Consider the following 12,540-nt stretch of genomic DNA (forward strand, 5'->3'; position numbering starts at 1 on the left):
CGGGTCAGGCCGCCGGCGCGGAGCCGGTGGGCAGCGCCTCGACGGCCCGCCGGACGAAGGTGGCGGTGGCGTCGGCGTCGGCCATCACCAGGTCGCCCAGCGCGACGGCGAGACCGTCCCCGGCGAGCGGTCCGGTCGAGGCCGCGTCCTGGTCGTCCATCACCCACAGGTCCAGCACGCCGCCCCGTCGGCGCGCGCCGTAGTGCCGACCGACCGCCCCGGCGTCGACGGCCACGCCGATGGCCGGCAGCAGCCGGTGCGCCATCCCCAGCACCGGGGCGCCGCCCAGGATCCCGGCGAAGCCGACGACCGGAGCCGAGGTCGTGCGAAGCGCCTCCCGTAGGCCCGGCACGGCCAGGATCGGGCCGATCGAGACCACCGGGTTGCTCGGCGCCAGCAGGACCAGGTCCGTCGAGGCCAGCGCGGCCAGCACCCCCGGGGCGGGACGGGAGTCCTCGATCCCCACCCGGACCACCTCCAGCGCCTCCGGCTCGGCGTGCAGCCGCACCCAGTACTCCTGGAAGTGCACGGCGCGCCGGCCCGAGGGCTCCTCGGGCGCGGCGATGACGATGTGGGTCTCGACCCGGTCATCGCTCATCGGCACCAGGTGCAGCCGGGGGTCATCGGCCAGCCAGCGGGCGCACAGGGCCTCGGTGACCGCGGAGAGCGGGTAGCCCGCCGCCAGCATCTGGGTCCGGGTGAGGTGGGTCGCGAGGTCGAGGTCGCCCAGGGAGAACCAGCTGGGTTCCACCCCGTAGGCCTTGAGCTCCTCCAGCACCCGCCAGCTCTCGCCGAGCCGGCCCCAGCCGCGCTCGCGGTCACCCGCCCCGCCCAGGGTGTACATCACAGTGTCGAGGTCGGGGCAGATCCGCAGTCCGTGCAGCGTGATGTCGTCGGCGGTGTTGCCGACGACGGTGATGTCGGCCGCCGGGTAGGCCCGACGGACCCCCTGGATGAACTTCGAACCACCGACGCCACCGGCCAGGACCACGATCTGCACGCCGTCCAGTCTCCCAGAGCCGGCACGGCCGGTCGTGCGCCCTATCGTGACCGGCATGGGAGCCCTGCTGCGCTGGCGCGAGCCCGCGGTCCTCGTCCTGCTCGCCGCCGCCGCCGTGCGCGAGCTGCTGGTGGTCGGCCTCGGCCTGGCGGCGCTGGCCGGCGCCGTCGGACCGTACGGCCTCGCGACCTACGCGGCGGCCGGCGGGGCGGGGGAGCCGGTGAGCGTCGTCCTGCTGGCGGCGCTGGTGCTGAGCTGCCGCGTCGCGCCCGTGACGACGCACGTCCGGCTGCTCACCGTCTGGAGCGTGGTCGTGGTCGCAGTGGCCGTGTTGGTGAGGCTGCTGGCCATCGTCGGCGGGCCGTGGTTGGTCGGGTCGGGCGACTCGGTGCCGCTCCTCGGGCCGCTGGACGTCGTGGAGTCGCTGCTCGGTCTGGCCCCGCTCCTGCTCGCGCTGGGGACCCTGACGGTGCTCCTCCGGCCGACGCCGGCGCCCGATGTCGACCAACCGGCGCTCGCCGGCCGGCAGCCCGGGCAGCCCGCCGCCGGGGCGACCGCTGCGATCGAGTCGTCCGAGCCCGCACCCGACCCGGCCTGGCAACCGACTTGGCAGCCGGACCAGGCGACCGGTGCGGCCTGGCTGAACGCCGGCGATGCGGCCTCGGGGCGACCGCCCTCCGCGGCGGCGCCCACGGGGGACCAGGACGAGCCGCACCCCTGGGCCTCAGGCCCTCGCTGACCCTTCTTTTACACCACCGACGGCGAATCCGGACTTGACGAAACAGGCGTGGCGGGCATGTAATTTCACCAGTGTTATTCGCCGTACTGGCCCGGTACCGGTGGCAGTCCGCCTCCGAGACGGTGGGGGGCCTGCCAGCGTCAGGGGAATGGCCACGCCGATGCCTCCACGACCCGCGAAGCCGTGGTGGCGGCAGCTCACACATCCGCGGGGTCGAGGAGGCACACATGCAGGAACTGGCGACAGGCACGGATCCGGGGTACGCCGCGCTGGCGGCGATGCCCGAGCTGACGGCGATGCCGGATCTGGACGAGGGCGACGACGGGCTGCTGGGGTGGCAGGAGCGCGCGCTGTGCGCCCAGACCGACCCGGAGGCGTTCTTCCCCGAGAAGGGCGGCTCGACCCGCGAGGCCAAGAAGGTGTGCCTGTCCTGCGACGTCCGGGGTGAGTGCCTGGAGTACGCGCTCTCCAACGACGAGCGTTTCGGCATCTGGGGTGGGCTGAGCGAACGGGAGCGTCGCAAGCTCAAGAAGCGCGCGGTCTGAGCCGGGCGGGCTACCCTGACCCGCGTGGAGCCCTGACGCACATGGAGCCCCGACGCAGATGGAGCCCTGACGCAGATGGAGCCCTGACGCACATGGAGCCCTGACGCACATGGAGATTGTCAGGCTCCTCGCCTAGGGTGAAGCCGCCCGATCCAGGGCGACCCTGGCGCTGACCAGGGCAGATCCCGCAGGTGGCCAGGAGCAGCGCGCAGCAGATGACCAGCACGACCAGGGGCGGCGGCCGACGCGACGGCGACGCCTACGAGTGGTCCTCGCTGCGTCCGGCCTCGCCCGAGCCGGGCTCGGAGGGGGTCAACCCCTGGGCGTGGGCCGCCGTCGAACCGCCCGAGCCGGTCGAGCCCGACGTCTCCGGGCCCCACGTCACCGCCGTGCTGGTGGCCTTCGACGCCGCCCGTTGGATCGAGGCCACGCTCGACGGGCTGGCGGCCCTCGAACGTCGGCCCGACCGGCTGATCGCCATCGACAACGGCAGCTCCGACGCCACCCTGACCCTGCTCGAGCGCGCCCGCGACCACGGCATCCTCGACGCCGTGCACCACGGTCGGCGCGGACAGGGCTTCGGCGACGCGGTCCGCTCCGCCCTCCGACAGGACCGCGAGGCGGTGCTGGGGGAGAGCAGCACGCGGCTGCTCCGCCCTATCAGCAACTCCGCCCTGCGACCCCTGGACAGCCGCTGGCTCTGGCTGCTGCACGACGACGCCGTGCCCGCGCCCGACGCGCTCACCCGGCTGCTCGAGCACGTGCTCGCCGACCGGTCCGTCGACATCACCGGCCCCAAGCTGCTGCTGCCGCGGCGTCGGCAGGTGGGCCAGCAGCTCAGCGAGGTGGGGGTGTCGATCTCCGGCACCGGCCGTCGCGAGCTGGGGCTGGAGCCCGGCGAGATCGACCAGGGCCAGCGGGACGCCCCCGAGCCCCGGCTGGGCGTCTCCACCTGCGGCCTGCTCGTCCGGACCCGGGTCTGGAACGACCTCGACGGCCTGGACCCGGCACTGCCCGTCTTCCGGGACGGGGTCGAGTTCGGCTGGCGGGCACACCTCAACGGCTACCGGGTGGTCACCACCCCGCGGGCTGAGGTCATCCACCGGCAGGTGGGCCGGGCGGGCCTGCGTCCGCGCGGGGTGAGCGGCCGTCGTCCGGGCCGGGTCGACCGGCTGCTGGGCATGCTGGTGGTCGCCGGCCACGCCCCGGCGAAGGCGCTGCCGGTGGTCTGGCTGCGACTGGTCTGGAGCTGCCTGGTGGCCGCCCTCGGCTACCTGCTCGGCAAGGTGCCCGGCCGCGCACTGGACGAGGTCCTGGCGCTGGGCTCCTTCATCGCCTCACCCCGCCGGATCCGCGCGCTCCGGGCCCGCACCGCCGCGATCGAGCCGGCCCCCGGCACCGGTGAGGTCGTCGCCGCGCTCCGGCCGCCGTGGTGGAGCAGCCTGGCCCTCGCGGCCGAGGTGGTGAACAGCTTCTTCGCCGACCGGTACCACGCCGTGGCGGGTGAGGGCGAGGCCGCCACCACCCTGGACGAGCTGACCGGGGACGACTTCAGCTCCGTCGCCGAGGAGCGCCCGCGCAACCCCTGGCTCAGCCCGGTCGCGCTCACCCTGCTGACTACGGTGCTGGCCAGCCTGGTCGCCGCGCGCGGCCTCTTCGGCTCCGGCTCACTGGCTGGCCCCGCCCTGCTGCCGGCTCAGGCGCGGCTCGCCGACCTGTGGCACGCGGTCTGGTCCCCGATCGCGGGGGCGCCCGGTCAGTCCAGCCCGCCGTGGCTGGCCCTGACGGCGCTCGGGTCCACGATCCTGGCGGGCCGTCCGGAGTGGTTCGTGACGCTCGCCGTCTGCGCCGTCGTCCCGCTGTCGCTGCTGACGGCCTACCCGCTCGTCCGCCGGGTCGTGGTCGACCCGCGGCTCCGGCTCTGGGTCGCGCTCAGCTACGCGCTGCTGCCCGTCCTGCTGGGCAGCGAGAACCAGGGCCGGCTCTCCCTGAGCATCCTGGCCGTGCTGCTGCCGCTGCTCGTCTCGGCCGTCCGGAGCCTGGCCCTGCGTCGGGTCCGGACGCCCGAGGCCTGGCGCGGTGCCTGGGGGGCCGGGGTGCTGCTCGTCGTGCTCGTCGCCTTCGAGCCGTCGCTGATGATCTTCGCCCTGCTGGCGGGCGGCCTGGGAGCCGTGGCGCTGCGCCGGACCCCCCGCAAGCTGGGTCGGATCGGGATCGCCCTCGGCCTGCCGCTGGTGGTGCTGCTGCCCTGGTGGCCGAGCCTGATCCTGGCGCCCGGACGGCTGCTGGTGGGCCCGGACTCCGCGCTGCAGGGTGCGCCGGGCGCACCGGCGGTCTGGCGGCTGCTGCTCGGCCGCGACGTCGGTGCCGGCCTGCCGCCGCTCTGGCTCGGTGCCGTCGTGTTCGGGGTGATCTGGCTGGTCGCCGCGGGCGGCCTGGTGCGGCGCTGGCAGCGCAAGGTCGTCGTGGTCGCCTGGACGACGGCCCTGCTCGCCCTGGCCATGGCGGTGCTGCTGTCCCGGCTCGTGGTCAGCGTTCCCCCGCTGGCCACCGAGGTGCGCCCCTGGGTCGCGCCGTACCTGCTGATCGGTTTCGCCGCCCTGACCCTCGGCGGGGCCGTCGGTGTCGACGGCTGGTCCCGCGACATCCGTCGCCGCAGCTTCTCCTGGCTGCAGCCCGCGGCCGTGCTGGCCGGCGTGGCGGTCGGTCTGGTGGCCGTCGGCGGGATGGCCTGGTGGATCTGGGCCGGGGCCGCCGGGCCGGTCAACCGGGTGGGCCTGGACGCCGTACCGCCCTACGTCCGCCTGGCCATGGTCTCCGACGCGGACAGCCGTGTCCTGGCGATCGACCTGACCCGGTCCTCAGCCCGGTTCTCGGTGCTGGCCGACCAGCAGGTCCGCCTCGGCGACGCCGACCGCGGCGGCACGTTCGGGGGCTCGGAGGTCGCGCAGCAGGAGGCCCAGGACCTGGTGGTCCGCCTCGTCGCCGGCACCGCCGACTCCGACATCGCTCCCCAGCTCACCAGCCTCGGCATCGGCTACCTCTGGGTGCGCGGGGCTGATGAGGAAGAGCGGGCGCGGATCGACAACACGCCCGGGCTCGGCACGGCGAGCGGCAACGACGACGGCACGGTCTGGCAGCTCGAGCCCTCGGTCAGCCGTCGGGTCCTCGTCGACGGAGCCACCCGGACCCCGGTCCCCAGCACCCCCTTCCTGCTCCCCCCGGGCGCCGAGGGCCGCCAGCTGCTGCTGGGCGAGGCGGCCGACCCGCGCTGGCACGCCACCTTGGACGGGAAGTCGCTGGCGCCGGTCGCGGCCGGCTGGCAGCAGGGTTTCGCCCTGCCCGCGGCCGGTGGTCGGGTGGAGTACGCGCTGCCGTCGCTGGCGCACTGGTTCCTCTTCGGCCAGGGCCTGCTGCTGCTCGTCGCGATCGTGATCGCCGCCCCGGCCGTCCGTCGCCCCGAGGTCCGTGACCCGGCCCGGTCCGCCCGGCGGGCCGCCACCCTGGCGGAGGTCCTGTGATGAGGAGGTGCCCGGGATGACGGACTACCTCGGCTCCACCCTGCGGGACCGCCCGGCGCTGCGCCGGGCCGCGGTGCTGCTGGTCGTGCTGCTCGCCCTCGCCCTGGTGGCCCTCGGCGGCTCGCTGCTGCACGCGCAGTCCGCGTCGCCGGCTCCGCGCCGCTCGGCCGTGGTCGGCCGGACCAGCACGGTCTGCACCGTGCAGGACGTCGACGCCGCGGCCACCGCCGCACCGACCCCTTCCTCGAGCGCGAGCCCTGACCCCTCGCCGTCGAGCTCGCCGTCCGACTCCGGGCCGGCGCCGACCCCGGCGAGCCCGACCCCGGAGGATCCGGCCAGCCCGACCCCGGCCAGCCCGACCCCGGCCAGCCCGACCCCGGCGAGCCCCACCCCGGCCAGCCCGACCCCGGCCAGCCCGACCCCGGCGAGCCCTACCCCGGTGGATTCGGCCGGCCCAACTCCGACCGCGACCCCGGTCGCGACGCCATCCCCCGAGCCCACCCCCACCGCCGCCAACACGGCCACGACGGGGGCGGACACGACGCCCAGCACCGTCTCCGCCGTGGCGGTCCGGCAGGGTTCGGACGACCAGGGCACCCTGACCGGGTCGCCCTTGGCCGGTGGCGATGCGGAGCTCACCCTCACCCAGCAGGGCAGCGGAAAGCAGCTGCCACAGGTCAGTGCACCGGTCGTGCTGACCGGCGAGGGCTCGATGGCCACCGCCGGCAGCGGCGTCGTCTCCAGCACCTCGAGCAAGGGCGAGACCACCGGCCTGATGGCGGCCCCCTGCCTGGTACCGGGCACCGAGCAGTGGCTGGTCGGCATCGGCTCCACCGACGCCGACCGGACCGAGCTGATCCTGTCCAACCCCGACGACGCCCAGGCCGAGGTCGACCTCCGGTTCTACGGGCCGAAGGGGCGGCTGGTCGTCCCCGGCAGCCCGGGCGTGGTGATCGGCGCGCGGGAGACCAAGACCCTGTCGGTCTCCAGCCTCATCGACAGCGACGGACCGACGTCGGTGTCGGTCCGAACCAGCGAGGGCCGGGTCAGCGTCGCCGCTCGCCGGCTGCGGAGCGACAAGGACCTGAAGCCGGCCGGCGCCGACTGGCAGGTGCCCTCGGTGACCCCGGCCACCACCTCCGTGGTGCCGGGCGTCCCCGGCGGGGACGGCTCCCGCGTGCTGGCGGTGGTGAACCCGGGCACCGCACGTGCGACCGTTCAGGTCGAGGTGCTCGGCCTCAGCGGTGCCTTCGCCCCGGCGGACGCGGCCACCCTCGTCGTCGCGCCCGAGAGCACAGCCACGGTGGAGCTGACCGCGGGTCTGGCCGGTGACTCCGGCAGCATCCGGCTGCGCAGCGACCAGCCGGTGAGTGGCTCGGTGGTCTCCACCAGCTCGCGCTCGGACGCGGTACCCGACTTCGCGGTCCAGTCGACGCAGCCGGCCCTGGTGCGCCAGGGGGTCAGCGCCCTGGCGACGACCACCGGCCCGACGGACAGCGAGCTCGTGCTCAGCAACGGCGGCGACACCGACGCGGCGCTCACCTTCGAGGTGCTCAGCTACACCGGCGTCTCGCTGCGCAAGGACGACCTGCTGCTGGGCGCCGGCTCCACCGCGACCCGGCGGCTCACCTCGCCCGGCCCTTCCTACGTGGTGGTCACGGTGCCCGGCGACTCCGCCGTCGTCGGCTCGGTCACTCTCAGCCAGCCCGACGGCGACGTGGCCGGTCTGACCACGGTGCCGCTGACCTCACCCGACGTCGCCAGCCGAGCGCCCCGGGTCCGCCAGGACCCCGCCGTCGCCCGTTGACCCCCGGCTCCGTCCCTGAGCCGGTCGAGGGGTCAGTCGTCCTCGTCGTCGTCCGGACCGTCCGGGTCGAGCTCGTCGACGGAGCGGCCGGCGAGCGCTGCGAGCTGCTCGACCACGGTGCGGTGCACCAGCACCTGCAGGCCCCGCCGGCTGCTCGCCCGGTGCTCGAGCGGCCGGCGGTAGACCACCAGCTGTCCCGGGTGCTCGACGGTCGCCTCGATGGCGAGGGCCAGTGGCACCTGCGCACCCGTCCAGGCCAGGGGCAGGACGGGCACGTCCTCGATCCCGATGGCCACGTCCACCAGGGCCTCAGGGCAATGCCGACCGACGCGTTCGATCGCCGCGTGCACCGCCTCGTGGAAGGCCTCGCCCGGGGTCGCGGGCCGGGGCGGGTTCGCCGGCCGCCGGACCAGCGGGTTCGGCAACGCCAGCGGTCCGCGGAGACCCCGACCGTGGCGGTCCCGGCGACGGCTCGACATGGCCGTCACTCTAGTCGCGCAGCGGCGGGCCACCAGGACACGCGACGACCTCCCGACCCCTCGCCTCCGGGGCGGGTAGCGTCCAGCGGGTGAGGTCACGCAGGTGTTCGCGCTCGGGGTGCTCGGAACCGGCCACCGCCACCTTGACGTACGTGTACAGCGACTCGACCGCGGTCCTCGGGCCGCTGGCCACCCAGGTCGAGCCGCACGGCTACGACCTGTGCCGCAACCACGCGACGGCGCTGTCGGCCCCCCGCGGCTGGGAGGTCATCCGGCTCGCCGGCGAGGCCGAGCCCCGGCCGAGCACCGACGACCTGCTCGCCCTCGCCGACGCCGTCCGCGAGGTCGGGCTGTCGTACGACCCCGCACCCCCGGACGAGCCGCCCAGCCGGACCCGCACCGGTCTCAGCCAGGCCGGCCTCCACCAGAACGGGATCGTCGAGCTCCGGCGGCGCGGTCACCTGACCGTCCTGGCCGACCCCGACGCCTGACCCGGGCGCCCCACCCGCAAGCCCCTGAGCCGGCCGTCGCCGTCACCTGGTCGTCACGGGGTGGCCCGTAGGATGCGCTGCGATGATCACCTCGACGATATTCAAGGCCAACGACATCCGCGGCATCACCGAGGGTGCCGAGCCGGAGTGGGACGAGGACGGGGCGTACGCGATCGGCTCCGCCCTGGTCGACGTCCTCGACCTGACCCGCTCGGCGAGCGCCCTCGTCGTCGGTCGGGACATGCGGATCAGCGGACCGCGGATGTCGGCCGCCTTCGCCGAGGGCGTGCTCAGCCGGGGCGTCGACATCATCGACATCGGCCTCGCCAGCACCGACGAGCTGTGGTTCGCCTCGGGCCGGCTGGACCTGCCCGGAGCGATGTTCACCGCCAGCCACAACCCGGCCGCCTACAACGGCCTCAAGTTCTGCCTGGCCGGGGCCAGGCCCATCGCCCCCGAGCAGCTGGTGGAGCTCGCCGAGCGCGCGGGCGGCCCCCGGCCCGAGCCGGCGACGACGCCCGGCGTCCGCCGTGAGCAGGACCTGTTGCCGGCCTACGCCGAGCACCTGCTGAGCCTCGTCGACCTGACCGGGATCCGCCGGCTCACGGTCGTCGCCGACGCGGGCAACGGGATGGCCGGGCACACCCTGCCGGCGGTGCTGGGCACCCTCGACCTCGAGCTGGTCGGCCTCTACACCGACCCCGACGGCACCTTCCCGAACCACCAGCCCAACCCGCTGGAGCCGGAGAACCTGGTCGACGCCCAGGCGGCGGTGGTCGAGCACGGGGCCGACCTGGCCCTGGTCTTCGACGGCGACGCCGACCGCTGCTTCGTCATCGACGAGCGGGGCGAGGTGGTCGCCCCGTCGACCGTGACGGCGATGATCGCGGCGGCCGAGCTGGCGCGTGAGCCGGGCGCCACCGTCGTCTGCAACAAGATCACCTCCTGGTCGGTGCCCGAGATCGTGCGCGAGCGCGGCGGTGAGGTGGTGGTGACCCGGGTGGGCCACACCTTCGTCAAGGCCGCCATGGCCGAGCACGGGGCGATCTTCGGCGGCGAGCACTCCGCGCACTACTACTTCCGTGACTTCTGGGGCGCCGACACCGGGATGCTGGCCGCGCTGCACGTGCTGGCCCTGCTGGGCCGCTCAGGCCGGCCGCTGTCGGAGCTGACGACGGAGTTCACCCGATACGCACCCTCGGGCGAGCTCAACTCGACGGTCCCGGACGCCCCGGCGACGATGGCCCGGGTCGAGGCGGCGTTCGCGGGTCGGGGGAGCGTCGACCATGTCGACGGGCTGACCGTGTCCGGTCCGGACTGGTGGGTCAACGTCCGGGCCAGCAACACCGAGCCGCTGCTGCGGCTGAACGTGGAGGCGAAGGACCCGGCCCAGATGGCACGGCTGCGCGAGGAGGTCCTCGCCCTCATCCGTGCTTGACCTGCGGTAGAACTGGTCGGTACCCGACGAACGAGGAGGAGCCCATGGCTGTCGAGCTGGCCCCCGAGCTGCTGGAGATCCTGGCCTGCCCGCACTGCCACGGTGCCCTGGCGGTCGACCACGAGGCCGAGGAGCTGGTCTGCCTCGCTGCGGACTGCGGCCTGGCCTACCCTGTCCGCTCCGGCATCCCGGTGCTGCTCGTCGACGAGGCCCGCCGGCCCGACCAGAAGCCGACGCCGACCACCAGCGCGGACTGACCGCCGGTGGCTCACCTGGGTTTCGACGACGCGTTGCTTGAGGACCAGAGCGCGCTGGCGGCGGCGGACCCCGTGCTGCGGCGGCTGGCCGAGGCCGGCTCCCGCGTCCGGCGGGAGAGTGCCGACGCCGAACGACCGCTCGCCTCGCTGACCGGGGAGATCCGGCCGCGGGCCGTCATCGCCGCCGGCTCGGAGGCCCGCTTCCTGCGGGCGATGCTGGAACCGGTCTGCCCGGTGCCCTTCGTGGCCTGGCCCGCGCACGGCCTCCCCGGCTGGGTCGGAGCACTCGACCTGGTGGTGGTGATGGCCAGTGACGGCGCCGAGCCCGGGCTGGTCGCCACCGTGCACGAGGCCGTCCGCCGTGGCGCCCAGCTGCTGATCGCCTGCCCGCAGGCCTCGCTGATCGCCGAGCACGCCGGCTCGCGCTCGACGGTGCTGCTGCCCACCACCACGGCGGACCCGTTGTCGGCGGCCGTCGTCACCCTCGCCGGGCTGGCCCGGCTGCAGCTGGGACCGGTCGTCGACCCGGAGGCCGTCGCGGACGCCCTGGACCGGGTGGCCGAGGACTGCTCGGCGTACGAGAGCATCGCGGAGAACCCCGCCAAGGACCTGGCGATGGGGCTGGCCGAGGCGCAGCCGCTGGTCTGGGGCGGCTCGGTGCTCGCCGCCCGGGCCAGCCGGCGGGTCGTCGAGGCCCTGCGGGCCGCGAGCGGTCGGGCCGCTCTGGCCGCCGACGCGGACGCGCTGCTGCCGATCCTGGAGTCCCAGACCCCGCGCGACCCCTTCGCCGACCCGTTCGAGGACGACACCGACGCCGACCGCCGACCCACGCTGGTGTTGCTGGACGACGGCAGCCAGGACGCCCTGGTCCGGCGCGACCACCGGCGGCTGATGGCCGCGGCGGAGCACCAGGACATCCGGGTCGCCACCATCGCCCACCACGCCGGCTCCGAGGTCGAGCGGTACGCCGCCCTGCTGCAGACGGGGATGTTCGCCGCGGTCTACCTGGCCGTCGGGCTGGGCCGCTACGTCGATCTCTGAGCCCCCCCACTGCCGAGTTGTCAGAACGTCGTTGTCCCCTGGGGCAACTCGGTTCTGACACGTCGGTGTCGGTGGGTCTGCGAGAATTCTCCGGTGAGTGCTGAAGGTGGGACCAAGGCCGTCGTCGCCGCGCTGACCGCGAACCTGGCCATCGCGGTCACCAAGCTGGGCGCGTGGCTGCTGACCGGGGCCTCCTCGATGCTGGCCGAGTCGATCCACTCCTTCGCCGACTCCGGCAACCAGGTGCTGCTCCTGGTAGGCGGCAGGCGGGCCAAGCGGGCAGCGACCCCCGAGCACCCGTTCGGCTTCGGTCGCGAGCGCTACGTCTTCGCCTTCCTCGTCTCGATCGTCCTCTTCAGCATCGGCGGCGTCTTCGCTCTCTACGAGGCCTACCACAAGTACGAGGAGATCGAGGCGGGCCACGGCAACGAGCTGCTGGAGAGCAGCTGGTGGTGGGTCCCGCTGGCCGTGCTGGGGGCGGCCATCATCGCCGAGGGCTTCTCGTTCCGGACCGCGATCGCGGAGGCGAACAAGTCCCGCGGCCAGCAGAGCCTCGGCCGCTTCATCCGCTCCGCCAAGGCGCCCGAGCTGCCGGTGATCCTGCTCGAGGACGCCGCGGCGCTGCTGGGGCTGGTCTTCGCCCTGTTCGGCGTCGGGCTGACCCTGCTGACCGAGAACGGGATCTTCGACGTGATCGGCACGGCCATGATCGGCCTGCTGCTCGTCTCCGTCGCCGTCACGCTGGCCTGGGAGACCAAGAGCCTGCTGCTGGGGGAGGCCGCCAGCGCCGACGCCGTCCGCCGGATCGAGGCGGCGCTCGCCGGCACCGAGGGGGTCTCGGGCGTCATCCACATGAAGACGCTGCACCTGGGCCCCGAAGAGATCCTCGTCGCGGCCAAGATCGGGGTGCGGGCGCAGGAGCGCGCCGTCGACGTCGCGGCGACCATCGACCACGCCGAGCGCAACATCCGCGCCGCCGAGCCGATGGTGACGGCCCTCTACCTCGAGCCCGACATCTACCGCGCCGACTACGTACCCGACCCCCGCCCCGAGGCCCCGGCCCCGGCCGGCCACTGAAGATCGGCAGGACCGAGCCGGACCGCCACGCCCGGAGCAGGGGTGCGCCTGCGGTGCCCCCTGGCTCCCGAAAGTTCGGCTGAGGGCCAGGCCCGACCCACTAGTCCGGGTCTGAGGAGCCGCGGGTCGCTCATGCGGCCCGGGG

General features: G+C 74.5%; 11 protein-coding genes. 9 read left to right on the forward strand and 2 right to left on the reverse strand.

The window, feature by feature from the left end; translation table 11 throughout:
- Positions 1–4: 4 nt before the first annotated feature.
- Complete coding sequence (cofD, locus tag ACFE7W_RS06035) at positions 5–1,000, reverse strand: 2-phospho-L-lactate transferase (protein ID WP_375423888.1); 996 nt, start codon at positions 998–1,000, stop codon at positions 5–7.
- Positions 1,001–1,055: 55 nt separating this feature from the next.
- Between cofD and ACFE7W_RS06040 the strand changes: the two genes are divergently transcribed.
- The 4 genes from ACFE7W_RS06040 (at position 1,056) to ACFE7W_RS06055 (ending at position 7,612) form a co-directional block, all read left to right on the forward strand.
- The gene (locus ACFE7W_RS06040; RefSeq protein ID WP_375423889.1) at positions 1,056–1,739 is read left to right on the forward strand and encodes a hypothetical protein; all 684 of its coding nucleotides are present in this window, start codon (positions 1,056–1,058) and stop codon (positions 1,737–1,739) included.
- Positions 1,740–2,035: 296 nt separating this feature from the next.
- Entirely contained in the window at positions 2,036–2,284 is a 249-nt protein-coding gene (locus ACFE7W_RS06045; RefSeq protein ID WP_375424212.1) for a WhiB family transcriptional regulator, read from the forward strand.
- Positions 2,285–2,499: 215 nt separating this feature from the next.
- The gene (locus ACFE7W_RS06050) at positions 2,500–5,805 is read left to right on the forward strand and encodes a glycosyltransferase (RefSeq protein WP_375423890.1); all 3,306 of its coding nucleotides are present in this window, start codon (positions 2,500–2,502) and stop codon (positions 5,803–5,805) included.
- A gap of 16 nt (positions 5,806–5,821) precedes the next feature.
- Positions 5,822–7,612 (forward strand): DUF5719 family protein, encoded by a 1,791-nt coding sequence (locus ACFE7W_RS06055; RefSeq protein ID WP_375423891.1) that lies wholly within the window; start codon positions 5,822–5,824, stop codon positions 7,610–7,612.
- Between the two features lie 32 nt (positions 7,613–7,644).
- Here the strand turns inward: ACFE7W_RS06055 and ACFE7W_RS06060 are convergent, their stop codons facing one another.
- On the reverse strand, positions 7,645–8,091 hold the full coding sequence (locus ACFE7W_RS06060) for a metallopeptidase family protein (RefSeq protein ID WP_375423892.1): 447 nt from the start codon (positions 8,089–8,091) through the stop codon (positions 7,645–7,647).
- An 89-nt stretch (positions 8,092–8,180) separates the two neighbouring features.
- Between ACFE7W_RS06060 and ACFE7W_RS06065 the strand changes: the two genes are divergently transcribed.
- The 5 genes from ACFE7W_RS06065 (at position 8,181) to ACFE7W_RS06085 (ending at position 12,395) form a co-directional block, all read left to right on the forward strand.
- Positions 8,181–8,582 carry a DUF3499 domain-containing protein gene (locus ACFE7W_RS06065; protein ID WP_375423893.1) on the forward strand — a complete coding sequence of 134 codons (402 nt, stop codon included), beginning with the start codon at positions 8,181–8,183 and terminating at the stop codon, positions 8,580–8,582.
- Positions 8,583–8,664: 82 nt separating this feature from the next.
- The gene (locus ACFE7W_RS06070; protein WP_375423894.1) at positions 8,665–10,020 is read left to right on the forward strand and encodes a phosphomannomutase/phosphoglucomutase; all 1,356 of its coding nucleotides are present in this window, start codon (positions 8,665–8,667) and stop codon (positions 10,018–10,020) included.
- Positions 10,021–10,064: 44 nt separating this feature from the next.
- Entirely contained in the window at positions 10,065–10,277 is a 213-nt protein-coding gene (locus tag ACFE7W_RS06075) for a Trm112 family protein (RefSeq protein ID WP_375423895.1), read from the forward strand.
- Between the two features lie 6 nt (positions 10,278–10,283).
- The gene (locus ACFE7W_RS06080; RefSeq protein WP_375423896.1) at positions 10,284–11,318 is read left to right on the forward strand and encodes an SIS domain-containing protein; all 1,035 of its coding nucleotides are present in this window, start codon (positions 10,284–10,286) and stop codon (positions 11,316–11,318) included.
- Positions 11,319–11,411: 93 nt separating this feature from the next.
- Positions 11,412–12,395, forward strand: coding sequence for a cation diffusion facilitator family transporter (locus ACFE7W_RS06085; RefSeq protein WP_375423897.1), 984 nt, complete (start codon positions 11,412–11,414; stop codon positions 12,393–12,395).
- Positions 12,396–12,540 lie beyond the last annotated feature (145 nt).

It is taken from the genome of uncultured Friedmanniella sp. (assembly GCF_964244285.1).
In the GTDB taxonomy this organism is placed as follows: domain Bacteria; phylum Actinomycetota; class Actinomycetes; order Propionibacteriales; family Propionibacteriaceae; genus Microlunatus.

Coding starts and splice junctions, on each gene's coding strand:
- ACFE7W_RS06060 (WP_375423892.1), bottom strand. CDS start 8,091: ATGTCGAGCCGTCGCCGGGACCGCCACGGTCGGGGTCTCCGCGGACCG.
- ACFE7W_RS06055 (WP_375423891.1), top strand. CDS start 5,822: ATGACGGACTACCTCGGCTCCACCCTGCGGGACCGCCCGGCGCTGCGC.
- ACFE7W_RS06075 (WP_375423895.1), top strand. CDS start 10,065: ATGGCTGTCGAGCTGGCCCCCGAGCTGCTGGAGATCCTGGCCTGCCCG.
- ACFE7W_RS06050 (WP_375423890.1), top strand. CDS start 2,500: ATGACCAGCACGACCAGGGGCGGCGGCCGACGCGACGGCGACGCCTAC.
- ACFE7W_RS06070 (WP_375423894.1), top strand. CDS start 8,665: ATGATCACCTCGACGATATTCAAGGCCAACGACATCCGCGGCATCACC.
- ACFE7W_RS06040 (WP_375423889.1), top strand. CDS start 1,056: ATGGGAGCCCTGCTGCGCTGGCGCGAGCCCGCGGTCCTCGTCCTGCTC.
- ACFE7W_RS06045 (WP_375424212.1), top strand. CDS start 2,036: ATGCCGGATCTGGACGAGGGCGACGACGGGCTGCTGGGGTGGCAGGAG.